Raw genomic sequence first — 22,570 nt, forward strand, 5'->3', positions numbered from 1 at the left:
GCGCATTTGTAGCGCGGACCGCCCCCTCAATAGCCGCGCTGAAAATCCACTTCGCCACGCAGCGGCTGGCCAGCCTTGTAAGCCCGCAGATTATCGATGAACAACTGCACCATGGCCGGCGGAGAGGTCGGTGCCGAACTGTGTCCGGTCAACAGCAAGCCCCAGGCAGTCCAGAAGGGGTGGCGCTGCGGCAACGGCTCCTGACGGCACACGTCGATCACGGCACCGGCCAGATGGCCCTGTTTCAAGGCTTCGACCAGGTCCGCATCGACGACCGCCACACCACGGCCGGCATTGATGAACAGCGCATCGGGGTTGAAGCGCTTGAACATGGCGGCGTCGTACAAATCGTGGGTTGCAGGCGTGTCGGGCAACAGATTGACCACATAATCGACCTCACCGACCAGACGCCCCAGGTCTTGCAACCCGGCCACTTCGATAAATGGCGCTTGAGTGCGCGTCTGGCTGGCAATGCCGTACAGCTTTACACCGAACGGCAGCAGAAAGTCGGCAACGCTCTGGCCGATGTCGCCAGTCCCGACAATCAGCACCTTGCGCCCTGCCAGACTGCGGCCCGGGCGGTTGTCCCACTTGCGTTCAACCTGACTGACCAGCCGCGCCAGCACTTCACGCTCGTGACCGAGCATGTAGGTCAGCACATACTCGGCCATGACTTGACCGAAGATGCCCACGGCGCGGGTCAGGCGATAGTCCCGGGGCAAGCCATCGGCCAGTAGCGGAGTGATGCCTGCCCAGGTCGATTGCAGCCACTGGGGCTGATGGCCTTGTCGCAGCAAGGTCGCCAACAGATCTGGCTGGCCCAGCCAGACCGGACAATCGGCCGCGAGCCCGGCCAACTCGGCCGAGTCACCGCTGGTCAAGACCTCCAGGTCCGGGGCGGCCTCGCGCAGCAGTTGAGCGTAGAGGGCGTAATCCTGTTCAGCGATCAGCACGCGCATGATTCAAAACCTTTCCAATAGCCACGCCTGCGGCCAGGGCCGGGAATGTCCCGACGCGCTCGACCTCAGGGGAAATACCTGTCGATTATCGCAGTAAAACGGGGGTTATGACCGATTCAGACCGGATCGTTGCGGCGCAACAATTCTTCGGGCAAGTGCTCGATGTATTCGTCTTCGGCAGGTGGCATCTGCAGGTGATACCCCTGCTTTTCGAGGTTTTCCAGCACCAGCTGGATATCTTCGCGGGCCAGTGTGCGCTCCGGTGTCAGGACCAGATCGAAGGCATGCTGCGGTTTGCCAAAGGCCGGCAACAGGCCTTCAGGTACGCGCTCCAGGCCATCGGCCTTGAGCACATAGAGATACATCTCGTTGCGGCGCGGGCTTTTATAGATCGAACAAATACGTTTCATGGCTGTTCTCCTGCAGTGGCGAGGCTGTCGAGCAGCGCCTGGCCCATCAGTTCGCGCCGCCAGCCGCGCAACGAATCGGGCAATTGGTAGGGTCCGTTGGGGTAGCCGCTCTTGAGCAGGGCTTCCAGGGTTTTCTTGCGCAACATCAATTCGGGAGCGATGTTCAGCCGCTCGGCCTCGGCCTGGCCGATACTGCGCAATTGCTTGAGCAGCGCCGCGGCTTCGATCGGCAGGGGCTCGGGCAGCGCCGGTGGCCATTGCGCTGGCGGGATGCTGGCGGCTTGCTTGATCAGGCCAAGCAGGAATTCGCCGTCCTGACGCACGGTACGCGGGTGCATGTCTTCGATTTTCGCCAGGGCCGACAAGTTGTCCGGCTGCGTCCTGGCCAGCGGCCACAACGAATGCTCGCGAATTATCCGGTTGCGTGGCAGGTCCCTGGCGCGGGCCTCACGCTCGCGCCAGGCGCAAAGCTCGCGCAGCACCGCCAATTGCGCGCGGGACAGCTTCCAGGCCAGCTTGGCGTCACGGTACAGCTCGTTGGGGTCGATCTCGCGACGCAGTTGCGCCACCAGCTCGGCGCCGTCCTCGAGTACCCAGGCGTATTTTTCATCCGACAATTGCGGACGCAACTTTTCATAGACTTCGGCCAGGTGCACGGCGTCTTCGGCGGCGTAGCTCACCTGGGTTTCCGACAATGGACGCTGCAGCCAGTCCGACCGCGTCTCGCCCTTGGGCAGATCGATACCCAACACTTCCTGCACCAGGCGTGAGTAGCCCATGGAGAAGCCCAGGTTCAAGTAAGCCGCCGCCAGCTGAGTGTCGAACAACGGCGCGGGCAGGCTACCGGTCAGGCGCAGCAGCACCTCGAGGTCTTCGCTGCAGGCGTGCAGCACCTTGATCACCGCCGGATCGTCCAGCAGCGCCGCAAAGGGGCTCCAGTCGCTGATCAGCAAAGGGTCGATCAAATAGGCGCGCACGCCATCACCGACCTGGATCAAACCGGCAATAGGGTAAAAGGTGTCAACCCGCATGAACTCGGTGTCGAGTGCAACGTACGGCAGGCGCAGCCACTGCGCGCAATGGCTGGCTAGGCTGGCGTCGTCGCCAATCCAGTGAATATCGATGGCCACAAGGCTCTCCCTCGAACAATGGCGCGCAGTATATATCGGCGCTGGCCAATACTGGGCATTGACTCGACAGGAACGCCTCTCAAAGGCGTAGAAGCCCGCTCACGATCGCTTGCGCAGCACATAGACTCGCCACATGGCGATGCCCGGGACCAGATCCTGATGTGCAAGGATATCAAAACCGGCGGTCTGGAATTCGGCCTCGATACAGGCCTTGCTCACCACGAAGCGGTTGCCACTGGCGCCGAGCAGACGCTCTCGACGCTTGCGTCGCCAGGCCTTGAAGTTGCCATCGACCCAGAGCGAAAGGATCACGGTGTCACGGCTGACGCGCTGGAACTCGCGCAAAATGGCCAGACGTTCTTCGCTGTCTTCGATCTGATGCAGCAATCGCATGCTGAAAATGCAGTCGACCGAGTTGCTGGTGAGCCCGGTGGCAAGCACTGGCGCCTGAAACGTCCTGATGCGCTGCAACACCTGCGGCGGATACGCCGTTGCCGCGCTCGCAAGACTCTCGGACGAAGGGTCGGCGGCCAGAATCACCCGATTGCCGTGTTCGGCCAGCACCGACCAGAACCTTCCTGCCCGGCATGGCATGTCCAGCACCAGCCCGGGCTCGCCGGCAACGGCCAGGGCATTACGGGCAAGCTGCCGCTCCCGCCAAAGGGAAAACCGTCGGAAAAGACCCTCCGATGGATCTTCACTCGGGGGTGGAGGTGGCTGGAAGAACATTAACCGAGCATTCTCCGGGTCATTGGATTGGTTTTATGAAGCAAAAACCGTCGATCACTATTCCGTCGCCAGGACGCCATCGAGCAAGGGGCCGCGACACGTGGAAAACATATCCAGTTGCGACTTGTACGCTTGCGTATTGACTTCCAGCAGACCAATCATCGAATGGAACAGGTTGTCCTGGCTCAACGGCATATTGCGTTGTTGCTGCAAGCAGTCGGTATTGACGGCAAAGGACCGTTTGTACGAATCGGAGAACCAGGCCAGCATGGCTACGTGCTTTTGCTGATCGGGCGCCAACATGTAAGGCGTGCCGTGGAGGAACAGGTTGTACTCACCCAACGACTCACCATGGTCCGACAGGTACAACATGGCGGTGTCCACCTTGCCCTGATTGGCACGCAGAATATCAATCAATGAGGACAATACATGGTCGGTGTAGACCAGGGTATTGTCATAGGCATTGACGATACTTTCGCGGCTGCAATTGTTCAGTGCGTTGCTCTTGCACACAGGGGTGAACTTCTCGAACTCCTGAGGGTAGCGCTTGTAATACTCCGGTCCGTGGCTACCCATCTGGTGCAGTACCAGCACGGTATCCTGCTGCAAGTTATCGATGAAGCTCTGCAAGCCCTGCAGAAGAATCTCATCGCGGCACTCGCTGTTGGCGCACAACACCGGATCCTTCAGGTTACTGACATCTTCGATGGTCACCCGGTCGCAGGTGCCCTTGCAGCCTGACTGGTTATCACGCCAGACCACATTCAAACCGGCTCGCTTGAGTACGTCGAGCAAGCCTTCCTGGTTCTTGGCCTTGCTCGCGACGTAATCCTTGCGACCAAAATCCGAGAACATGCACGGCACGGATACGGCGGTCTCGGTGCCACAGGAAGTGACATCGGTAAAGGCAATCAAACCATGCTGCTTGCTCAGTTGCGGAGTCGTATCCCGGGCATAGCCCAGCACGCCGAAGTTTTCCGCCCGGGCACTTTCACCCACCACCAGAACGGTCAGTGATTTACGCTCGCGGCGCTGCCAGGCATCGCCCTTGTGCGCATCTTCGGCAATCTTCACAAACGGTTGCTGTGCCGACGCTACTTGTTCTTTGAGATAACTGATGGAAGCGCCAATGTAGTTGCTGGGCACCACCATCAAACGCAGTTCATGGTGATTGCGAAACAGCGAGGACAGGCCTTGATAGTTGGCCAGGGCCACACCACCGATCACACTGCAGGACACCACCACGGCGCCCAACTTGACCAGCAACTCGCGGTGCCAGCGACGGTAATTGATGGGGGTCTTCCACAAGATGATGGAAGGCAGCACACCTAGAAAGAAGATATACAGTGCCAACTTCAACGAAAGCAGGCCACGTACTTCAGTCACGTTGGTTTCGGCAAAGTTGCGAAACATGCCTGGATCGATCAATACACCGTATTGACTCATGAAGTACGCCACGCTGGCGCTAATCATGAACAATGCAATCAGCACTGGCTTGAACACCCGTTTGAATGCCAGCAGGGTCAAAACAATATTGAAAATGCAGACAACCATGACGCCAAATGCGATACGCATGGCGACGCCCTTGCCATCTCCCGAGGTAATGGAGAACAAGTGCTGCCAGAGCACCAGATTGAAACCGAATAACAGGAAGACACTGGCGATCAGCGTCATCAATTCGGGGCGTACCGACTTGACCTTTAGCATGTTTGTCCGCTTTTGAAAAAAAAGAAGTGACGTCCACCGGGGTAACGGACCTCGGTCGACGACAGCACGCACTGTAGTCAGGTGGCCATCAATATTTCGTGAAAACGGCGGAAACAAGTGATTTGGGTGGGGGGGGTAAGCAGAAAATCCACGCGCTCACCGGCATTTGCTCAGGAGCGGGCCTCAGCGGCCCTACCCCTGCATCGTGCGCTATGCAGTCAGGTGCAACTTGGAATAAGAATCACGATCGATATCAAGAATCTCCACGCACAGCTGCACATCCAGGCCAGCCGGCCATTGCACAGCCTCATTCAAGGCCGCCAGCAGGCTCTCCGACACCTGCTTTTTAACCTCTGGCGAGCGCCCGCTGAGAATGGCCAGCTTCACGTGCACGAATCCCCGCTCGGTCATGGCGGTACCGATCCGAAAAACCCCGACCTGAACCGCTCGGCTCTTGATATCGATCTCGGAAGTGAACTGACCGCTGGCGACCAGCGCATGATTGAGCCGCAACAACACCTTGTCGGCATCCAGCTCAGGCAGGTTGTTGGTGTACTCCAGATGAAGATGAGGCATGACGACTCCGCGTGGCCGTAAAGAAAGCACCAGACTAACGGGCCGCAACGAACTTATCGAGTACCGGCCTATAAGCCTGACGATCCGACCGATAGAGCGGACCAACGGCCAAATCACGACTATCCTGAAGGTCTCATGACTCCTGCACGAAACACGGAGAGGTGACGAGATGCCAGTAAGACACAATCTGTACGAGGATTTGAAGCTGACAAAGGAAGAAGTCGAGCAACGCAGGAAAACTGACGAGAGGCTCGGCACGTTGCTGAGCAAATACGAAGAGCTGGACAAGCAGGTCCTGGATGCAGCAGCGAAATCAGCGCCGGACGATCAACTGAAAAAGCTCAAGGAAGAGCGCTTGCTGGCCAAGGACAAGATCGTCCAGCAACTGGAATACCCCAATTCGCGCGGAGCTGCGAAGCAGTTCTGATACAGAAGCAAAAAGCCCCGTGACTCAACGAGTCACGGGGCTTTTCAGTTTATGGCGGAGAGATAGGGATTTGAACCCTAGGTACTGTCGCCAGTACAACGGATTTCGAATCCGTCCCGTTCGGCCACTCCGGCATCTCTCCAGTGGCGCGCATGATACCAGCACATTAACCAAAGGCGAAGCCCCCAAGCGAAAAAAAATCGCGTTTTATCAGGAGCTTGCACCTTTTGGTCGATTTACAGCGGTACACCCAGGCGCTTGGCCACTTCTTCGTAGGCTTCGATGACGTCACCGAGGCCCTGGCGGAAGCGGTCCTTGTCCATTTTCTTGCGGGTTTCCTTGTCCCACAGGCGGCAGCCGTCCGGGCTGAACTCGTCGCCCAGCACGATCTGGCCGTGGAACACACCGAATTCGAGCTTGAAGTCGACCAGCAGCAGGCCGGCGTCGTCGAACAGCTTGTTCAGGACCTGATTGACCTTGAGCGACAGCTCTTTCATCTTGGCCAGCTGTTCTGCGGTACCCCAACCGAATGCCACGACGTGGGATTCGTTGATGAACGGGTCGCCCTTGGCGTCGTCCTTGAGGAACAGTTCGAAGGTCGAAGGCTCGAGTTTCAGGCCCTCTTCCACGCCCAGGCGCTTGACCAGGCTGCCGGCGGCGTAGTTACGCACGACGCATTCGACCGGGATCATGTCGAGCTTCTTGACCAGGCACTCGTTGTCGCCCAGCAGCTTGTCGAATTGAGTCGGGATACCGGCTTCTTCGAGCTTTTGCATGATGAAGGCGTTGAACTTGTTGTTCACCATGCCCTTGCGGTCGAGTTGTTCGATGCGCTTGCCGTCGAACGCCGAAGTGTCGTTGCGAAACAGCAGGATCAAGCGGTCAGCGTCGTCGGTCTTGTAAACCGATTTGGCTTTGCCGCGGTAGAGTTCTTCACGTTTTTCCATGATGGGCTCCGCTTGCTAAGTAGGTGGGCTAGGCGATTTCTCGCCAATCCAGCCCTGAATCTTGATCGGCCAGTTGCAGCCAGTCCGGGTCGCACCCAAGGGTATCGACAAAACATTGCCGGGCCAGCTGCGGCAGGTTGTTCTTGCTGCTGAGATGGGCCAGCACCAGGTGCTGCAGGTTTTTCCAGCCCAACTCGGCCACCAGGTTCGCGGCCTGATGGTTGTTCAAATGTCCCAGTTCGCCACCGACCCTCTGCTTGAGAAAAACCGGGTAGTGACCTCTGGCCAGCCGGTCACGACAGTGGTTGGACTCGATCATCAATGCATCGAGCCCTTCATAGCTGTCGAGCACCTTGCCGTCATACGAGCCCAGATCGGTCAGCAGGCCAAAGCGGCGTCGCCCATCGCTGAAGACGTATTGGGTCGGTTCCAGCGCATCATGCGCCACGGCTACCGTACTGATACTCAAGGCGCCGATCTGCAGGACGTCACCTTCTGCCACATACCCCGTCGCCTCGACAGGCTTGCGCATCCCGCGCAATGTACCGCGACTGAGGTAGACCGGTAGATTGTAGCGCCGAGACAGCAAACCCACGCCATGCACATGATCGGCATGCTCGTGGGTCACCATGATAGCGCTCAATTGTGCGGGGTTGACCCCCAGTCGCGCCAGCCGCCTCTCGGTTTCCCGCAGGGAGAAACCGCAGTCGACCAGCACGCAGGTGTCCTGGCTTGCGATCAGCGTGCCATTGCCCTGGCTTCCGCTGCCGAGTGCGGCGAAGCGCACTTAACCCAGGTTGTCCTGAATCTCGGTCAACACGCGACGGGCCACATCGGCCGGTGCCACGGTGTTGATATCCTTCTCGACGGTGACCTGAACGCTGTCGCCCACCTTGCTCAGGCGAACCTGATAACGCTCGGCGCGGGCTTCACGCTCTTCCTTGCTTGGCGCAGTACCCAGCATCCTGCTGAAGAAACCGGGCTCGTCGTCCTTCTTCTCGGCCTTCTCGGCCAGGTTGATGTAGTACAGGCCCAGGCTGCGGTTGATGTCTTCGATACGCCACTGGCCCTGCTCCAGGGCTCGCCCGACGCTGGTCCAGGCGCGATCGAGGTCGGCCCCCAGGTTCAGCACAGGGTTGCCGCTACCGTCTTCGCTCATGCTGACGCGGCTAGGAGCATCGAAATCACGCGCGGCAAGCAAGGACACCGAACCGCCCTTTTCGGCGCTGCGGGTCATGCTGGCGAGCATTTCATCGACCAGTGCGGCATCCGCACCGGTGTTGGTCGAACTGTTCGGGAAGCCGACTTCGGAGGTGCTGCCGGCCGGACGCTGGACACTGACCACGTAGACTTCACTGGTATTGCGCTGCACGCCAGGCTCGATACGCACGCGAACGCGGGTCTCGCTGTCGGCGCTGCTGGTTGTGCTCAAACGCTTGGCCATGGAACCGGACAGCTCATCGAAACGCTGCCAGGAGGTGTTGAATTCACCCGTCTGCGGACGCTCTTCGACAATCTGGAAGCCGTTGTCCTGAAAGAACTGACGCGCCACAGGCCAGACTTCGGCCGGTGCACGCTGGGCCAGGACCCAGCGCGACTCGCCACTTTTCTGCAGGCTGAAATCGCTGGCCTCGGCGGTTGCCGACAACGGCAACGGGCGCGGCACTTCGTATTCGCCCTTGAAGGTGTCGTCGGCCACGTTGCGCGGAATCGGCAGCAGCGGATCCAGGCGCTTGGCCGAAACATCCGGCGGCATCTGCATGGGCGCGGTTTGATTCGCTTGCAGGTAATCACTGCCACGATCGCGGAAGTAACCATCTTCTCCCCAAAGCCAACCACAACCGCTGGTGCTCGAGATAATCAAGGCAAGGGCAGAAAGACCAGCCATTCGCTTCATGCGGTGTACTTCCTCAATTAAACCAGGACGCCGGACTGGCGCAGGGCCTGTCGCAGCGTTTCATGACAGGATTCGCTCAGCCAGGTCAGCGGCAAGCGGATGCCTTCGTGCATCAGACCCATCTCGTGCAATGCCCACTTGACCGGAATCGGGTTGGCTTCGATGAACAGGTTCTTGTGCAGGGGCATCATTTTTTCGTTGATGGCGCGAGCCGTGACAGCATCACCCTTCAGGGCGGCTTCGCACAGGTCAGCCATTTCACGCGGGGCGACGTTGGCGGTCACGGAGATATTGCCCTTGCCGCCCATCAGGATCAGTTCGACGGCGGTCGGATCATCACCGGAAAGCACCAGGAAATCCTTGCTGACGCCATCGAGGATCGCCTTGGCACGCTGCAGGTCGCCGGTAGCTTCCTTGATGCCGATGATGTTTTTCACCGTCGACAGGCGAATGACCGTTTCGGCCTGCATGTCGCAAGCCGTGCGGCCCGGCACGTTGTAGAGGATCTGCGGGATATCGACCGCTTCGGCGATATGCTTGAAATGCTGGTACAGGCCTTCCTGGGTCGGCTTGTTGTAGTACGGGGTGACCAGCAGGCAGGCGTCGGCGCCGGCTTCCTTGGCGTTGCGGGTCAGCTCGACCGCTTCGCGGGTGGAGTTGGCGCCGGTGCCGGCGATGACCGGAATACGACCATTGACCTGCTTGACCACAGCACGGATCACTTCGATGTGCTCGTTGACGTCAAGGGTCGCCGACTCGCCCGTGGTGCCGACCGCAACAATGGCATGAGTGCCGTTCTGCAGGTGGAAGTCCACGAGTTTGCTGAGGCTGTCCCAGTCCAGACGACCCTGTGCATCCATGGGTGTGACCAGTGCCACCATACTGCCCGCAATCATGCCAACCGCTCCTGCCGGAAAAAGAGAGCGGTAATGGTACTGGCGCCATCAGGCTTGCACAAGCGAAGTACAGTGCTTGAGCATTCCCCTCGGCGTTGCTTTTCGCTACCCTTCAGACTTTGATCGGTACGCAATGACCTTTTTGACTGCCTGCTGCGCTCTGTTGTGACGTCGCAAGCCCTGATCCTGAGCCGCCGATCCTCGCCACGCCCCGTCCCGCGGGCTGGCAATGAATTCCTGGCGCAGGCATCGGGCGATCCGACGAGAGACGCACGATCCAGCCAATCACCCCTTTGAACGTACCGACCGCTCATCGCTTTAGGAAGGCTGCATGTCCACCCCCACAGTTCGCGAACAATTCCTTGTCATCAGTGCCCTGGGCCCCAACCCGATGGAGCTGACCAACGTCCTCTGCCGGGCCAGCCACGACAACCGCTGCTCGGTGGTTACCTCGCGCCTGACCCGTCATGGCGAATGCAGCGCCCTGGTGCTGCAGGTTTCAGGCAGCTGGGATGCCCTGGCGCGCCTGGAAGCCGGCCTGCCGGGCCTGGCGAAGAAACACGCCTTCATCGTCAATGTGGTGCGCAGCGCCACACTGGAAAACCGTCCGCTTTCGTTGCCCTATGTGGCCTACGTCAGCGCCGCCTACCGCTCGGATATCGTCAACGAGCTGTGCCAGTTCTTCATCGACCACAATGTCGAACTGGAAAACCTGACCTGCGATACCTACCAGGCACCGCAGACCGGCGGCACCATGCTCAATGCCACCTTTACCGTGACCCTCCCGGCCGGTGTGCAGATCAGCTGGCTGCGCGATCAGTTCCTGGACTTCGCCGACGCCCTGAACCTGGACGCACTCATCGAACCCTGGCGTCCACAAAACCCAATCTGAGGAGCGTTGCATGGCTGTTGAACTCGACCAACCGGTTGCCGACTTCCAGGCCCAGGCCACCAGCGGGCAGACCGTGAGCCTGAGCGACCTCAAGGGTCGCCAGGTGGTTCTCTATTTCTACCCGAAGGACAGCACGCCGGGCTGCACTACCGAAGGCCAGGGCTTTCGCGACCAGCACGAAGCATTCAAGGCGGCGAATACCGAAATCTTCGGCGTATCGCGCGACGGCCTGAAGTCCCATGAGAACTTCAAGTGCAAGCAGGCCTTCCCCTTTGAGCTGATCAGCGACAAGGACGAAGCGCTCTGCCAGCTGTTCGACGTGATCAAGCTCAAGAAGCTGTATGGCAAGGAATACATGGGCGTGGATCGCAGCACGTTCCTGATCGACAAGGACGGCGTGCTGCGTCAGCAGTGGCGCGGGGTCAAGGTGCCGGGGCATGTGGATGCTGTTCTGGAGCAGGCTCGGGCTTTGAATAATGCCTGACTGACGACCGCCTTGCGGTCGATCGCGGGCAAGCCCGCTCCCACAGGGAATTCATGCATCCCTATGATCTCTGTGGGAGCTGGCTTGCCAGCGATCGACCGCTCAAGCGGTCGCAATCAAATCAGCGGCGCCACTGCAGGCTCCTGCTTGGGCCACGCATCCAGAACCGCCTTGAACAGCGTCGCCAGCGGAATCGCGAAAAACACGCCCCAGAAGCCCCACAACCCGCCAAACAGCAACACCGCACAAATGATGGCCACGGGGTGCAAGTTGACCGCCTCGGAAAACAGCAGCGGCACCAGCACGTTGCCATCGAGGGCCTGGATGATCCCGTAGACCGTCATCAGGTAGATGAACTGATCGCCCCACCCCCATTGAAACAACGCGATCAAGGTCACCGGCACGGTCACCACGACAGCCCCCACATAGGGCACCACCACCGAAAGCCCCACCAGCAACGCCAGCAGCGCTGGGTAATTGAGCCCCAGCCAGACGAACGCGATGTAGGTGGCGATGCCGCAGATGAAGATCTCGATCACCTTGCCGCGAATGTAGTTGGCGATCTGCCGGTTCATGTCCTGGGCAACCCGCGTGATCAGCGTGCGCTCGCGTGGCAGGTAGCCGCGCACCCAGCGACCGATCATGGCGCGATCCTTGAGGAAGAAGAACACCAGGATCGGCACCAGCACCAGGTAAATCATGATATTGACCAGCAACGGCAGGCTGGACAATGACAGCGTCAGCGCCCACTGCCCGAACTTGCCGATCTCCCCACGCAGTACTTCGATCGCCCGCAGCACCTGCTCATCCGAAACCAGGTGCGGATATTGTTCGGGGAGCAGCAAAAGCAGCGATTGCCACTTGCCCAACATGCCCGGCAATTCGTTGAACAACGTGATGAACTGATGCCAGAGCAGCGGTAACAACACCAGCATGAACACCGCCAGAGCACCCATGAACAGGGCGAACACCACGCCGACCGCCACGCCCGAGGGCACGTGCAAGCGCTCCAGCGCGCTGACCAGGCCCTGCATCAGATAGGCCAGGACCATCCCCGCCAGCACAGGTGCGAGCATTCCGCCCAGGGTAAGAACGACTGCGAACGACAGGGACAGCAAGACCGCCAGCACCACCGCTTCCTCATCGGAAAAATAGCGCTGTATCCAGTCGCGAAGCACTTTGAACATCAAGAATCCTTAGAGAATGCCGACAGCCATCAAGCCTTCTTCAGCCAATACGTGTAAACACCGGCGTCGACGGTTTCGTGTAAAAGCGTATGACCAGCCAATTTGGCGAAGGTGCGAAAGTCACGCTGCGATCCGGCATCGGTAGCCACCACCTTGAGCACCGCACCACTGACCAGGCGATTGAGCTCCATCTTGGCCTTGAGCAAAGGCAGCGGGCAGTTCAAGCCACGGGCATCGATTTCGGCATCACACTCTACAACGTCGGACATTGCTTCTCTCCAGACTGACACGACGATCTTTCTGACGTGTGCACGGGTATACATTTATGCCGGCTAGGATACCCCAAGCCGGGACGCCTCTGGTCGCGGGCTTGCGACCCAGCTACAGTAAGGTCTTTGTCGACCAGAGCTCCGTGCATGACTTTATTGCGCCCTACCCTGCTGACGCTGGCCTGCCTGCTCGCTCTTCCGAGCGTCGCCGACGACCTGCCGTCACTCGGCGACGCCAGTTCTGCCATCGTCTCCCCGCAACAGGAACATCAACTGGGCCGTGCCTGGCTCAGCATGTTGCGCGGGCAGGTGCGGCAACTGAACGATCCCCAGCTCAAGGATTACGTCGAAACCAGCGTCTATCGCCTGGCTGAATCCAGTCAACTGCAGGACCGCCGCCTGGAATTCATTCTGATCGACAGCCCCCAGCTCAACGCCTTCGCCGCACCGGGCGGGATCGTCGGCGTCAATGGCGGGCTGTTCCTCAACGCCCAGACCGAAGGCGAATATGCCTCGGTCCTTGCGCACGAACTGGCGCACTTGTCGCAGCGCCACTTTGCCCGTGGCGTCGAAGCCCAGCAACGCATGCAGATCCCCATGATGGCTGGCTTGCTGGCCGGCATCATCGCCGCAGCCGCCGGTGCCGGCGATGCCGGGATGGCGGCAATCGTCGGGAGCCAGGCCGCCGCCATACAGGAACAAACCCGATTCTCGCGACAAAACGAACAAGAGGCCGACCGCATTGGCATCGTCACCCTGGAAAAGGCCGGTTACGATCCACGCAACATGCCGACCATGTTCGAGCGGCTGATGCGCCAGTACCGCTTCGATGCCAAGCCGCCAGAATTCCTGCTGACTCACCCGGTTACCGAATCGCGTATCGCCGACACCCGCAACCGCGCCGAACAGGCCCCTCAAGGGGGCACCGAAGACAGCCTGCGCTACCAGTTGATACGCGCCAGGGTCCAATTGACCTATGAGGAAACGCCAGGACTTGCCGCCAAGCGTTTTCGTGCAAGGCTCGACGAAAACCCCAAGGATGATCCAGCCCGCTATGGCCTGGCCATTGCCCTGACCAAGGGCGGCCGACTGAACGAAGCACGGGAAAACCTGCAACCCTTGTTGGCCAAGGCCCCCAACGACATCACCTACAACCTGGCTCAGATCGACCTGGACATTACCAACAATCGCTTACCCGATGCCCAGCAGCGCGTAGACCAGATGCTCAAGCTTTACCCGGGCAACTATCCGCTCAACCAGATGCGCGTCGACCTGCTACTCAAGCAGAATCGCCCCGCCGATGCCGAGAAGGCCCTGGAAGGCTTGCTGAAAACCCGCTCCGACGACCCGGATGTCTGGTACATGGTGGCCGAAACCCGTGGCCTGAACGGCAACACCATCGGCCTGCATCAGGCCCGCGCCGAATACTTCGCACTGGTCGGCGACTATTCCCAGGCAATACAACAGCTCGACTACGCCAAGCGACGCGCTACCAATAACGTCCTGGCAACCCGGATCGATGCGCGCCAGCGGGAGCTGATGGAACAGGAACGGATGATCAAGGACATGATGAGGTGACAAACAAAAAGGCCGGAACAATGTTCCGGCCTTTAAGTGATGCGGTGTCTGCATCGCTGGCAAGCCAGCTCCCACAGGAATTTGTGTGAACCACATATCTCTGTGGGAGCTGGCTTGCCAGCGATGAGGCCATGACAGACGACATCAAAAAGCGATGGAATCACGCGTTACCGGACAACTTCATCCGCGCCGCCTGAGTGAAGTCGAGCATGCGCTTGAGCGGTCGAATGGCGTTGGGGATCAGCGCCGGATCGACAAAGATCTCGTTACTACCCTCACGCAGGCACTGCAAGGTGCGCTCCAGCGTGTTCATCGCCATCCACGGGCAGTGTGCGCAACTGCGGCATGACGCACCGTTACCGGCCGTTGGCGCCTCGATGAATACCTTGTCCGGGCACAACTGCTGCATCTTGTAGAAAATGCCGCGGTCGGTAGCAACGATGAAGGTCTTGTTCGGCAACGACTGAGCCGCCGCGATCAGTTGACTGGTGGAACCCACCGCATCGGCCAGATCGATCACCGACTCGGGGGACTCAGGGTGAACCAGAATCGCCGCATCGGGATACAGCGCCTTCATGTCTTCGAGCTGGCGCGACTTGAATTCTTCATGAACGATGCAGGCGCCGTCCCACAGCAGCATGTCTGCACCGGTCTGCTTCTGGATATAACGGCCCAGGTGCTTGTCCGGCGCCCAGATGATTTTCTCGCCGTTATCCATCAGGCTTTCGACGATTTCCAGAGCGCAGCTGGAGGTCACCACCCAGTCGGCGCGCGCCTTGACCGCCGCCGAGGTGTTGGCATAAACCACTACCGTGCGATCGGGATGCTGATCACAGAACGCTGCAAATTCATCGACCGGGCAGCCCAGGTCCAGCGAACAGGTCGCCTCCAGGGTCGGCATCAGGACGCGCTTTTCCGGGTTGAGAATCTTTGCTGTCTCACCCATGAAGCGCACACCGGCCACCAGCACGGTCCTGGCCGGGTGCTTGTTGCCGAAGCGGGCCATTTCCAGCGAGTCGGACACGCAACCACCGGTTTCCTCGGCCAGGGCCTGGATAACAGGATCGCAATAATAATGGGCAACCAGCACCGCATCTTGCGCCTTGAGTTCGGCAGCGATGGCGGAACGGTAATGCGCCTCTTCCTCGGGGGTCAGCGGCTTGGGCTGCTTGGCGTCGAGGTGGGCTTGAACCAGAAGGCGTTCGGAAATCTGCGTCATGTTCGCAAGACCTGCAGGCGCTAATGCGCGTAAGTCGAGTATACCACCCGGACTGGCACGAGCCGGGCCCTTGATCCCCAGGCCGCAAGGCCTGTGCGTTTATGCTACATCGCCGTGGGGCCAGAGCGCCCCAGACAAAAAAGAAAGACAAAAAAAAAGCTGGAAATCCGCATTTTCATGGGCCTTCCAGCTTTTTCAGTACATCGTAATGGTGGGTCGTGTGGGACTCGAACCTACGACCAATTGGTTAAAAGCCAACTGCTCTACCAACTGAGCTAACGACCCGATGTGGTGCGTATAATACTGATTTTTAACGGGAATTCAACACCCATTTAAAAATAATTCAAAAATAACGTGTTGGGTCCTGAATACCGGCCGCGACAAAGCCTTCCGCACGCAGGCGGCAGCTGTCACATTTGCCGCAGGCACGGCCCTGATCATCGGCCTGATAGCAGGATACGGTCAGGCTGTAATCGACGCCGCGAGCAACGCCCGCCTGGACGATCTGTGCCTTGCTGAGGTTCTGCAAGGGCGCCTGGATCCGGAAGCCCTGCCCTTCGACACCGGCCTTGGTCGCAAGATTGGCCATGCGCTCGAAGGCTTCGACGAACTCCGGCCGACAATCAGGGTAACCGGAATAGTCCACCGCATTGACACCGATAAAGATGTCACGAGCCCCCAGCACTTCCGCCCAGCCCAATGCCAGGGAGAGAAACACGGTGTTGCGCGCCGGAACGTAGGTCACTGGAATGCCTTCACTGGGCGCTTCTGGCACATCGATCGATGAGTCGGTCAGGGCCGAGCCGCCAATGCCATTCAGGTTCAGGCCAATCACCTTATGCTCGACAACCCCCAGATCACGTGCAACGCGGGCTGCAGCATCCAGCTCGGCGCGGTGACGCTGACCGTAATCGAAACTCATGGTGTAGCACTGGTAGCCCTCAGCCTTGGCCATGGCCACGACCGTGGCCGAATCCAGGCCGCCTGACAGCAGGATTACCGCACGTTTCTCAGTCATTGCATGCTCACTCATATCAGCGCCCCGGCTCATCGTTCCAGAGAATTTTGTGCAACTGCATCTGCAGGCGTACTGGCAGGTTGTCGGCCACGATCCAATCGGCCAGGTCAGTGGCACGCAACTGGTGATGACTTGGCGAAAACAGCACTTCGCCGGCGCGCTTTTCCAGCCCGTACTGAATCAGCTTGGACACCGCCCAGTCGTAGTCTTCACGCGAACAGATGACGAACTTGACCTGGTCATTGGCCGTCAGCAGGTCGATGTTTTCGTAGCGGTTGCGGGCGACCTCCTTCGAACCTGGCGTCTTGAGGTCGAGCACGCGACTTACGCGCGGATCGACCTGGGAAATATCCAGGGCACCGCTGGTTTCCAGCGAGACGTCGTAGCCGGCATCGCACAACTGCTCGAGCAAAGGGATGGCATTGGGCTGTGCCAGCGGCTCACCTCCGGTAACACAGACATAGCGCGGACGGTAACTGGCAACCTGCTCGAGAATCGAGTCAAGGCTGCGCACAGCGCCGCCACTGAAGGCATAGGCACTGTCGCAGTACTCACAACGCAATGGGCAGCCGGTGAGACGCACGAATACAGTCGGCAGGCCAGCAGTACGCGTTTCACCCTGCAAGGAGTAAAAGACTTCGGTAATTCGTAATGTGTCTTGCATATCCGCCACGGGCGTAACAGCTAAACAGGCCGTCCGCCTCCGTAAGGCACTCCACTCGACCCGCCAACGCGCAGCCCAGAGAAGCGTAACCAAAAAAAGGACACCAATTCTAACGAAAAAACCCGCGACAAGCGCGGGTTTCTTGATTCACAGCCCTGAACTCAGAGCTTCTGCAAGTCCCGCTGCGCCAATTGCGCGGCGGAAGTGCCCGGATACTGGGTCACGACCTGCTGCAAAATACCCTTGACCCTGTCCATATGCCCGAGGCGACGTTCGACATCCGCGAGCTTGTACAGCGAGTCAGGCACCTTCGGATGCTTGGGGTACAGCTGGCTGACCTTGGCAAACGCCTGACCCGCACCCTGCAGGTCACCCTTGGCCAGGTTCACTTCGCCCAACCAGTACTGAGCATTGCCCGCATACTGACTGTTCGGATATTTGCGCAGGAACGCCGTGAAGGCCTGGCTGGCCTTGTCGAAGTCCTTGGCCTTTATCAGGTCGAAGGCAGCATCGTAATAGAGCTTTTCCTTCGCCGGATCACCGGGTTCACTGCTCGCAGCAGGCTGATTGGCAGGCGCCTGGCCTGCGGCTGCTGCGGGGGTACCGGCGGCGCTGTTGTCGCCGCCGGCCGGAGAATTCTGAGGAGCCGCAGCGGGTGCACCGCCGGTTCCAATGCGCCGATCAAGTTCCTGGTACCGCTCCAGGTTTTCCTGCTTCATGCGCGCTATATCGTTTTGCAGAACCTCAATCACGCCCTGTTGCCGCGCAAGTTGTTCCTGCATTTGTTGCAGTTGGTTGAACAGCTCGCCCTGCGCCGAGACAGGGGTCGCAACCCCTCCCCCGGCATAGGCGCCGTTCGTACCGTAACCCGCAGGCGGATAACTGCTGCCGCTACTGTTGTAGCCAGCGTTGTCATCGACCACAGGAACCTCAGCCCAAGCCACGAGTGGAAGGGTGAGAGCCAGAATAGTTACAGCACGACGGCACGTTCGCATGACTGATTACTTACGCAGTTCTACGCGACGGTTCTGAGCCCAGGACTGCTCGTCGTTGCCGGTGGCAACTGGACGCTCTTCGCCGTAGGAAACCAGTTCCAGCTGAGCTGGCGATACGCCTTGCAGAACCAGGTAGCGCTGAACGGCTTTCGCACGACGCTCGCCCAGAGCCATGTTGTATTCGCGAGTACCACGCTCGTCGGTGTTGCCTTCCAGGACGACGCGAGCGCCATTGCCTTTCAGGTCCTTGGCGTGAACGTCCAGAGCGCGCATGGCTTCTGGCTTCAGGTCCGAGCTGTCGTATTCGAAGTAGAAGGTGGTGATTGCGCGCAGAGCTGCTTCTTCGCTCAGGCTGCCGTCTACTGCACCAGTGTTGGCGCCGTAACCAGCGTTCGGATCAACAGCGCCTTCACCAGCGTTGTCACCGCCTTTCGAGGAGCAACCTACAGCTACGGCCAAGGCCAGAGCCAGCGCAGCAAACTTACCAAACTTCAGCATTTCCATCGTGAAACTCCTAATGAACCCCAATGTGTTAAGTAAAACGTACAGCGCCGCGTCAGTTCAGGTAAGGGGACCAGGAAGGTTCTCTGACTTCGCCTTGAGCGGTAGGAAGCGGGAGCCTCACGCGTCCGTTGAGAGACACGAGCATCAAGACTCCCCGGCCCTGCTGGCGGGTGGCGTAGATTAGCATGGTGCCGTTGGGCGCGACAGTGGGCGACTCATCAAGTGTGCTATCTGTAAGGATTTTTACACTACCGCGTTGCAAATCTTGAGCTGCCACCTTGAAATTGGTGAAGCCATCCTGACGGTGAATCATGACCAGAGTCTTTTCATCGGCCGACAGTTTAGGGTTGGCGTTGTAGTTACCCACGAACGTCACGCGCTCAGCACCACCGCCACCGACGCTGGTCTTGTAGATCTGTGGCTTGCCACCACGGTCCGAGGTGAAGTAGATGGTCGAACCATCCTTGCCCCAGAACGGCTCGGTATTGATACCTGGGCCTGCGGTTACGCGAGTGATCTGGCGCGAACCCAGGTTCATCACGTAGATGTCCGGGTTGCCGTCCTTGGACAGCACGAACGCCAGGCGATTGCCATCCGGCGAAAATGCCGGCGCACCGTTCAGGCCTTCGAAGTTGGTGATCTGCTCACGACGACCGGTGTCGATGTGTTGCATGAAGATACGCGGACGCTTCTGCTCGAAGGAGACATAAGCGATGCGCTTGCCATCCGGAGCGAAACGCGGCGACAGGATCGGCTCACGCGATTGCAACAGGGTCACTGCGCGGGCGCCGTCGTAGTCAGAGCGCTGCAGGGTATAGCGGGTGTTGTTCTCAGAGAAGCGCTCGGCCGTCACGTAGAGCATGCGTGTCGAGAACGCGCCCTTGATGCCGGTCAACTTCTCGAACGACTGGTCCGCAATGTAATGGGACATGTCGCGCAACTGATCGACACTACCCGACACGCTGCCGGTCAGCACTTGCTGCTCGGTGGCAACGTTGAACAGTGCGTATTGCACCTGCAGGCGACCACCGGCCGGAACGATGCTGCCGACCATGACGTACTGGGCGCCCAGGGCTTTCCAGTCGCGGAAGATCACTTCGCTGGCCTGGGTTGGCAGGCCGATCATGTTCTGTTTCGGAATCGGCGAGTAATAACCCGAGTTACGCAGGTCATTGCTGATGATTTCCGACATGTCCTCCGGCAGTACGCTGCCGCCCTGCCAGCCAAAAGGCACTACGGCAATCGGAGTGGCACGATCGCTGCCACTGGTGACCAGAATGTTCTTTTCCTCTGCACTGACCATTCCCGCTGCAAAGCAGAGAACGACCAGCAGTCCTCGAAGAATGTTAATCACAAGGCTAGATCCTCAGGTGTGAATGTCATCTTGAATGACCGGTATTGGTTGAATTCGCTTGGCTTCAAACCCTGCATTTCTGTCAAGCGGCCAATGTTCTTGACTGCAGCTACTGCCGAACTGTCGAAAGGTCCATCGCCACTGGAGCGCAAAACGCTGACCGAGGTAACGGTGCCGTCCGGCAACATGCCGATCTGCAGGACCACCGTCATGTTCTTGCGCGCAGAAGGTGGACGTGCCCAGCCTTCGGCCGCTCGCTTCCGAATCAGATCGTCGAAGGAGCCTGCTACCTCGTCGCCCCGCTCATCAGCCAGCGCCTGTTGGCGCTCAGTGCTGTCGGAGAGCAACTCGGCCAATGCCTGCGCCTTCTTGTCTTCAGCGGCCTTGCGTGCAGCTTCCACTGCCTTCTTCTTCGCAGCATCGGCCGAAGCTTTCTTCTTCGCGTCCTCGGCGGCTTTCTTTTTCGCCTCCTCGGCAGCAGCCAGTTTCTTCGCGTCCTCGGCAGCCTTCTTCTTGGCTTCCTCGGCAGCTTGTTTCTTGGCTTCTTCTTCCGCCTTTTTCTTGGCGTCCGCTTCAGCCTGTTTCTTGGCCTCTTCTTCCGCCTTTTTCTTGGCGATGTCGGCCAGTTGTTTCTCTTCGGCCTTCTTCGCCTCGGCTGCCTTCTTGGCTTCGTCGGCCTTCTTGGCTTCGTCGGCTTTCTTGGCTTCGTCAGCCTTCTTGGCCTCCGCTACCTTTTTCGCCTCGTCGGCCTGCTTGGCTTCTTCGGCTTTTTGAGCCGCTTCCTCTTTCTTTTGTTCCGCAGCTTTTACGGCTTCCTGCTCGACCTTTTTCTGCTCCATCTGCTCGACTTCGGTCTGGCGCGCGGCAGTCTTCTTCGCCTCACCGGCAATCTTCTGATTGGTCTGGGTGGTGGCCTGGCTTTTCGATTTGAGCTGGTACAGGGTTGCCTGGACGATAGGCTTGGATGGCGGCAGGTCCGGGGTCATGGCAAAACTGACGAAGAGCATGCCGAAAACCAGGACGTGCAGCGCTATGGCCCAGACGCTGGGCCAGAAGTAGCTTTCCGAGGCGGAGGGCTCTCGCTGTTGCATCAGGGCGCCTCGGTAATCAAGCCAACATTACCGACACCCGCCTTCTGCAACCCACCCATGGCGCCCATGACCGCGCCGTAATCGACGGTCTTGTCGCCACGGATGAAGACCTGGGTCTGCTTGCCCTGCCCACGGCCGGCGCTGATGATCTTGGTCACCGCATCGGTCATTTGCGGCAAGGTCATGGCCTTGTCCATCTGCTTGTCGGTATCGACTTCGCTGCCAAGATTCCAGTAATAGGTCTTGTCAGCCTTGATCGAAATGGTCAGGACCTGGGTGTTGTTGTCCTGCGGCAAGGCTTCGCTGGAAACCTTGGGCAGATCAACCTTGACACCCTGGTTGAGCATCGGTGCGGTAACCATGAAGATGACCAGCAGCACCAACATCACGTCGATGTAGGGCACCACATTCATCTCGGCGACCGGCTTGCGTTTTTGGCGAACTCGAGCCATTAGGATTTACCTGCTCACTCTTCGCTGGTGTGCACTTTACGGTGCAGGATGGCCTGGAACTCGTCGGCGAATGTGTAATAGCGGCCGATCAAGACTTCGCTGCGGGCAGCGAAACGGTTGTAGGCGATAACGGCTGGAATTGCTGCGAACAGGCCGATAGCGGTGGCAACCAGTGCTTCGGCAATGCCGGGTGCTACGGTTGCGAGGGTTGCCTGCTGAGCTGCGGCCAGGCCACGGAAGGAGTTCATGATACCCCAGACGGTGCCGAACAGACCGATGTACGGACTGGTCGAACCCACGGTTGCCAGGAACGGCAGGCTCTGCTCGAGCTTCTCTTCTTCGCGGGAGATGGCAACGCGCATGGCACGACCAACACCTTCCATGACCGCATCAGGATCGACGCCCTGCTGCTGGCGCAGACGGGAGAACTCCTTGAAGCCGGCACGGAACACCTGCTCGACGCCGGAATCCGGATCCGGGTTGCTGCCGGCCTGACGGTACAGCTTGGACAGGTCGATACCCGACCAGAAGCGTTCTTCGAAGCCTTCCAGGGCACGACGCCCCGCACGCAGCATGGTGCTGCGCTGAAAGATCATGATCCATGAAGTGACCGATGCGGCTACCAGGATCAGCATTACCAGCTGTACAACCACGCTGGCATTGCTGACCAGGCTCCACATGGAGGTATGGTCGACGACGTTAGCTTCCACGCTTAATCTCCTGCTCTTGAATGTGTACCCGGACCGCTCGCGTCGGCAAAGGCCGCACGCAAGTCTGGGGGGATGGCCCGGGGTTTGAAATTATCGGCGCGCACGCAGGCCACCAGGAACTGCCCTTCACAGAGCAGCGTTGCATCCGCGGCCCGCCTGACCTGCTGATGAAAGCGCAGGCTGGCACGGTTCAGTTCGATTACTTCAGCGCTTACCAGCAATTCGTCGTCCAGCCGTGCCGGCACGTGATAGCGCGCCTCACTGGAGTGCACGACGAACAACATGTTCTCACCTACCAGCTCCGACTGAGCAAAGCCCAGTTCCCGCAGCCGCTCGGTACGGGCACGCTCCATGAACTTCAGGTAGTTAACGTAATACACGACGCCGCCTGCATCGGTGTCTTCGTAATAAACACGACAACGATGTGCAAACGACTGAACCCCATTTTGCGCGCGCATACTCTAGTGCTTACTCC

General features: G+C 59.2%; 26 protein-coding genes and 2 tRNA genes. 4 read left to right on the forward strand and 24 right to left on the reverse strand.

Annotated elements, in window-relative coordinates; translation table 11 throughout:
- Nucleotides 1-26: 26 nt before the first annotated feature.
- The 6 genes from F2S13_RS07775 to F2S13_RS07800 all read right to left on the reverse strand — a co-directional run bounded on the left by F2S13_RS07775 (nucleotide 27) and on the right by F2S13_RS07800 (nucleotide 5,511).
- On the reverse strand, nucleotides 27-959 hold the full coding sequence (locus F2S13_RS07775; protein ID WP_166359893.1) for a D-2-hydroxyacid dehydrogenase: 933 nt from the start codon (nucleotides 957-959) through the stop codon (nucleotides 27-29).
- Between the two features lie 116 nt (nucleotides 960-1,075).
- The gene (locus F2S13_RS07780; protein ID WP_166359894.1) at nucleotides 1,076-1,369 is read right to left on the reverse strand and encodes a YcgL domain-containing protein; all 294 of its coding nucleotides are present in this window, start codon (nucleotides 1,367-1,369) and stop codon (nucleotides 1,076-1,078) included.
- Nucleotides 1,366-2,499 carry a ribonuclease D gene (gene rnd, locus F2S13_RS07785; RefSeq protein WP_166359895.1) on the reverse strand — a complete coding sequence of 378 codons (1,134 nt, stop codon included), beginning with the start codon at nucleotides 2,497-2,499 and terminating at the stop codon, nucleotides 1,366-1,368. The genes F2S13_RS07780 and rnd overlap by 4 nt, the downstream gene beginning before the upstream one ends.
- A gap of 99 nt (nucleotides 2,500-2,598) precedes the next feature.
- The gene (locus tag F2S13_RS07790; RefSeq protein WP_166359896.1) at nucleotides 2,599-3,228 is read right to left on the reverse strand and encodes a class I SAM-dependent methyltransferase; all 630 of its coding nucleotides are present in this window, start codon (nucleotides 3,226-3,228) and stop codon (nucleotides 2,599-2,601) included.
- Nucleotides 3,229-3,285: 57 nt separating this feature from the next.
- Nucleotides 3,286-4,935: a phosphoethanolamine transferase gene (locus F2S13_RS07795; RefSeq protein ID WP_166359897.1), complete on the reverse strand. Its 1,650-nt coding sequence runs from the start codon at nucleotides 4,933-4,935 to the stop codon at nucleotides 3,286-3,288.
- Nucleotides 4,936-5,145: 210 nt separating this feature from the next.
- Nucleotides 5,146-5,511 (reverse strand): 5-carboxymethyl-2-hydroxymuconate Delta-isomerase, encoded by a 366-nt coding sequence (locus tag F2S13_RS07800; protein WP_166359898.1) that lies wholly within the window; start codon nucleotides 5,509-5,511, stop codon nucleotides 5,146-5,148.
- Nucleotides 5,512-5,680: 169 nt separating this feature from the next.
- Between F2S13_RS07800 and F2S13_RS07805 the strand changes: the two genes are divergently transcribed.
- Nucleotides 5,681-5,938 carry a DUF465 domain-containing protein gene (locus tag F2S13_RS07805; protein ID WP_166359899.1) on the forward strand — a complete coding sequence of 86 codons (258 nt, stop codon included), beginning with the start codon at nucleotides 5,681-5,683 and terminating at the stop codon, nucleotides 5,936-5,938.
- A 52-nt stretch (nucleotides 5,939-5,990) separates the two neighbouring features.
- Here F2S13_RS07805 and F2S13_RS07810 read toward each other — a convergent pair.
- The 5 genes from F2S13_RS07810 to dapA form a co-directional block, all read right to left on the reverse strand.
- Nucleotides 5,991-6,080 (reverse strand) — tRNA-Ser (locus F2S13_RS07810).
- A gap of 94 nt (nucleotides 6,081-6,174) precedes the next feature.
- Complete coding sequence (gene purC, locus F2S13_RS07815; RefSeq protein ID WP_166359900.1) at nucleotides 6,175-6,885, reverse strand: phosphoribosylaminoimidazolesuccinocarboxamide synthase; 711 nt, start codon at nucleotides 6,883-6,885, stop codon at nucleotides 6,175-6,177.
- Nucleotides 6,886-6,913: 28 nt separating this feature from the next.
- Nucleotides 6,914-7,672, reverse strand: coding sequence for an MBL fold metallo-hydrolase (locus F2S13_RS07820; RefSeq protein WP_166359901.1), 759 nt, complete (start codon nucleotides 7,670-7,672; stop codon nucleotides 6,914-6,916).
- Nucleotides 7,673-8,782 (reverse strand): outer membrane protein assembly factor BamC, encoded by a 1,110-nt coding sequence (gene bamC, locus F2S13_RS07825; protein ID WP_166359902.1) that lies wholly within the window; start codon nucleotides 8,780-8,782, stop codon nucleotides 7,673-7,675. It lies immediately after the preceding gene.
- A 17-nt stretch (nucleotides 8,783-8,799) separates the two neighbouring features.
- Nucleotides 8,800-9,678, reverse strand: coding sequence for a 4-hydroxy-tetrahydrodipicolinate synthase (dapA, locus tag F2S13_RS07830; protein ID WP_166359903.1), 879 nt, complete (start codon nucleotides 9,676-9,678; stop codon nucleotides 8,800-8,802).
- A 331-nt stretch (nucleotides 9,679-10,009) separates the two neighbouring features.
- Here dapA and F2S13_RS07835 point away from each other — a divergent pair, with 331 nt between their 5' ends.
- Complete coding sequence (locus F2S13_RS07835) at nucleotides 10,010-10,570, forward strand: glycine cleavage system transcriptional repressor (protein ID WP_166359904.1); 561 nt, start codon at nucleotides 10,010-10,012, stop codon at nucleotides 10,568-10,570.
- A gap of 10 nt (nucleotides 10,571-10,580) precedes the next feature.
- Nucleotides 10,581-11,054, forward strand: coding sequence for a peroxiredoxin (locus tag F2S13_RS07840; protein ID WP_166359905.1), 474 nt, complete (start codon nucleotides 10,581-10,583; stop codon nucleotides 11,052-11,054).
- A gap of 116 nt (nucleotides 11,055-11,170) precedes the next feature.
- Here F2S13_RS07840 and F2S13_RS07845 read toward each other — a convergent pair whose 3' ends face one another.
- Nucleotides 11,171-12,241 carry an AI-2E family transporter gene (locus tag F2S13_RS07845; RefSeq protein WP_166359906.1) on the reverse strand — a complete coding sequence of 357 codons (1,071 nt, stop codon included), beginning with the start codon at nucleotides 12,239-12,241 and terminating at the stop codon, nucleotides 11,171-11,173.
- A 29-nt stretch (nucleotides 12,242-12,270) separates the two neighbouring features.
- Nucleotides 12,271-12,510, reverse strand: coding sequence for a sulfurtransferase TusA family protein (locus F2S13_RS07850; RefSeq protein ID WP_166359907.1), 240 nt, complete (start codon nucleotides 12,508-12,510; stop codon nucleotides 12,271-12,273).
- Between the two features lie 147 nt (nucleotides 12,511-12,657).
- On the opposite strand from F2S13_RS07850, the gene F2S13_RS07855 reads away from it, so the two are divergent.
- Nucleotides 12,658-14,088, forward strand: coding sequence for a M48 family metalloprotease (locus F2S13_RS07855; RefSeq protein WP_166359908.1), 1,431 nt, complete (start codon nucleotides 12,658-12,660; stop codon nucleotides 14,086-14,088).
- 160 nt (nucleotides 14,089-14,248) lie between these two features.
- On the opposite strand, the gene nadA is transcribed toward F2S13_RS07855, so the two are convergent.
- From nadA to ybgC, 11 genes are all read right to left on the reverse strand, one after another.
- Entirely contained in the window at nucleotides 14,249-15,307 is a 1,059-nt protein-coding gene (gene nadA, locus F2S13_RS07860; protein ID WP_166359909.1) for a quinolinate synthase NadA, read from the reverse strand.
- A 209-nt stretch (nucleotides 15,308-15,516) separates the two neighbouring features.
- Nucleotides 15,517-15,592, reverse strand: a tRNA-Lys gene (locus F2S13_RS07865).
- Between the two features lie 58 nt (nucleotides 15,593-15,650).
- Nucleotides 15,651-16,325 carry a 7-cyano-7-deazaguanine synthase QueC gene (gene queC / locus F2S13_RS07870; protein WP_166359910.1) on the reverse strand — a complete coding sequence of 225 codons (675 nt, stop codon included), beginning with the start codon at nucleotides 16,323-16,325 and terminating at the stop codon, nucleotides 15,651-15,653.
- A 16-nt stretch (nucleotides 16,326-16,341) separates the two neighbouring features.
- The gene (gene queE / locus F2S13_RS07875; RefSeq protein ID WP_166359911.1) at nucleotides 16,342-16,989 is read right to left on the reverse strand and encodes a 7-carboxy-7-deazaguanine synthase QueE; all 648 of its coding nucleotides are present in this window, start codon (nucleotides 16,987-16,989) and stop codon (nucleotides 16,342-16,344) included.
- Between the two features lie 161 nt (nucleotides 16,990-17,150).
- Nucleotides 17,151-17,984 (reverse strand): tol-pal system protein YbgF, encoded by an 834-nt coding sequence (gene ybgF / locus F2S13_RS07880; protein ID WP_166359912.1) that lies wholly within the window; start codon nucleotides 17,982-17,984, stop codon nucleotides 17,151-17,153.
- Nucleotides 17,985-17,990: 6 nt separating this feature from the next.
- A complete protein-coding gene (gene pal, locus F2S13_RS07885) occupies nucleotides 17,991-18,488 on the reverse strand; it encodes a peptidoglycan-associated lipoprotein Pal (RefSeq protein WP_166359913.1) in 498 nt (165 codons plus the stop codon).
- A gap of 52 nt (nucleotides 18,489-18,540) precedes the next feature.
- The gene (tolB, locus tag F2S13_RS07890) at nucleotides 18,541-19,791 is read right to left on the reverse strand and encodes a Tol-Pal system beta propeller repeat protein TolB (RefSeq protein ID WP_218583855.1); all 1,251 of its coding nucleotides are present in this window, start codon (nucleotides 19,789-19,791) and stop codon (nucleotides 18,541-18,543) included.
- A 47-nt stretch (nucleotides 19,792-19,838) separates the two neighbouring features.
- The gene (tolA, locus tag F2S13_RS07895; RefSeq protein ID WP_166360172.1) at nucleotides 19,839-20,936 is read right to left on the reverse strand and encodes a cell envelope integrity protein TolA; all 1,098 of its coding nucleotides are present in this window, start codon (nucleotides 20,934-20,936) and stop codon (nucleotides 19,839-19,841) included.
- Nucleotides 20,933-21,385 (reverse strand): protein TolR, encoded by a 453-nt coding sequence (gene tolR, locus F2S13_RS07900; protein WP_166359915.1) that lies wholly within the window; start codon nucleotides 21,383-21,385, stop codon nucleotides 20,933-20,935. The genes tolA and tolR overlap by 4 nt, the downstream gene beginning before the upstream one ends.
- 14 nt (nucleotides 21,386-21,399) lie before the next feature.
- On the reverse strand, nucleotides 21,400-22,095 hold the full coding sequence (gene tolQ, locus F2S13_RS07905; RefSeq protein WP_166359916.1) for a protein TolQ: 696 nt from the start codon (nucleotides 22,093-22,095) through the stop codon (nucleotides 21,400-21,402).
- A gap of 2 nt (nucleotides 22,096-22,097) precedes the next feature.
- Entirely contained in the window at nucleotides 22,098-22,553 is a 456-nt protein-coding gene (gene ybgC, locus F2S13_RS07910) for a tol-pal system-associated acyl-CoA thioesterase (protein ID WP_166359917.1), read from the reverse strand.
- Nucleotides 22,554-22,570: the final 17 nt, after the last annotated feature.

This window comes from Pseudomonas akapageensis (assembly GCF_011355085.1).
GTDB classification, from domain to species: domain Bacteria; phylum Pseudomonadota; class Gammaproteobacteria; order Pseudomonadales; family Pseudomonadaceae; genus Aquipseudomonas; species Aquipseudomonas akapageensis.

Excerpts from the sequence above, each read along its gene's own strand:
- F2S13_RS07775 (WP_166359893.1), bottom strand. The coding sequence starts at position 959 with ATGCGCGTGCTGATCGCTGAACAGGATTACGCCCTCTACGCTCAACTG.
- F2S13_RS07780 (WP_166359894.1), bottom strand. The coding sequence starts at position 1,369 with ATGAAACGTATTTGTTCGATCTATAAAAGCCCGCGCCGCAACGAGATG.
- F2S13_RS07790 (WP_166359896.1), bottom strand. The coding sequence starts at position 3,228 with ATGTTCTTCCAGCCACCTCCACCCCCGAGTGAAGATCCATCGGAGGGT.
- F2S13_RS07795 (WP_166359897.1), bottom strand. The coding sequence starts at position 4,935 with ATGCTAAAGGTCAAGTCGGTACGCCCCGAATTGATGACGCTGATCGCC.
- F2S13_RS07800 (WP_166359898.1), bottom strand. The coding sequence starts at position 5,511 with ATGCCTCATCTTCATCTGGAGTACACCAACAACCTGCCTGAGCTGGAT.
- F2S13_RS07805 (WP_166359899.1), top strand. The coding sequence starts at position 5,681 with ATGCCAGTAAGACACAATCTGTACGAGGATTTGAAGCTGACAAAGGAA.
- purC (WP_166359900.1), bottom strand. The coding sequence starts at position 6,885 with ATGGAAAAACGTGAAGAACTCTACCGCGGCAAAGCCAAATCGGTTTAC.
- bamC (WP_166359902.1), bottom strand. The coding sequence starts at position 8,782 with ATGAAGCGAATGGCTGGTCTTTCTGCCCTTGCCTTGATTATCTCGAGC.
- dapA (WP_166359903.1), bottom strand. The coding sequence starts at position 9,678 with ATGATTGCGGGCAGTATGGTGGCACTGGTCACACCCATGGATGCACAG.
- F2S13_RS07835 (WP_166359904.1), top strand. The coding sequence starts at position 10,010 with ATGTCCACCCCCACAGTTCGCGAACAATTCCTTGTCATCAGTGCCCTG.
- F2S13_RS07840 (WP_166359905.1), top strand. The coding sequence starts at position 10,581 with ATGGCTGTTGAACTCGACCAACCGGTTGCCGACTTCCAGGCCCAGGCC.
- F2S13_RS07845 (WP_166359906.1), bottom strand. The coding sequence starts at position 12,241 with ATGTTCAAAGTGCTTCGCGACTGGATACAGCGCTATTTTTCCGATGAG.
- F2S13_RS07850 (WP_166359907.1), bottom strand. The coding sequence starts at position 12,510 with ATGTCCGACGTTGTAGAGTGTGATGCCGAAATCGATGCCCGTGGCTTG.
- F2S13_RS07855 (WP_166359908.1), top strand. The coding sequence starts at position 12,658 with ATGACTTTATTGCGCCCTACCCTGCTGACGCTGGCCTGCCTGCTCGCT.
- nadA (WP_166359909.1), bottom strand. The coding sequence starts at position 15,307 with ATGACGCAGATTTCCGAACGCCTTCTGGTTCAAGCCCACCTCGACGCC.
- queC (WP_166359910.1), bottom strand. The coding sequence starts at position 16,325 with ATGACTGAGAAACGTGCGGTAATCCTGCTGTCAGGCGGCCTGGATTCG.
- queE (WP_166359911.1), bottom strand. The coding sequence starts at position 16,989 with ATGCAAGACACATTACGAATTACCGAAGTCTTTTACTCCTTGCAGGGT.
- ybgF (WP_166359912.1), bottom strand. The coding sequence starts at position 17,984 with ATGCGAACGTGCCGTCGTGCTGTAACTATTCTGGCTCTCACCCTTCCA.
- pal (WP_166359913.1), bottom strand. The coding sequence starts at position 18,488 with ATGGAAATGCTGAAGTTTGGTAAGTTTGCTGCGCTGGCTCTGGCCTTG.
- tolB (WP_218583855.1), bottom strand. The coding sequence starts at position 19,791 with ATGGTCAGTGCAGAGGAAAAGAACATTCTGGTCACCAGTGGCAGCGAT.
- tolR (WP_166359915.1), bottom strand. The coding sequence starts at position 21,385 with ATGGCTCGAGTTCGCCAAAAACGCAAGCCGGTCGCCGAGATGAATGTG.
- ybgC (WP_166359917.1), bottom strand. The coding sequence starts at position 22,553 with ATGCGCGCGCAAAATGGGGTTCAGTCGTTTGCACATCGTTGTCGTGTT.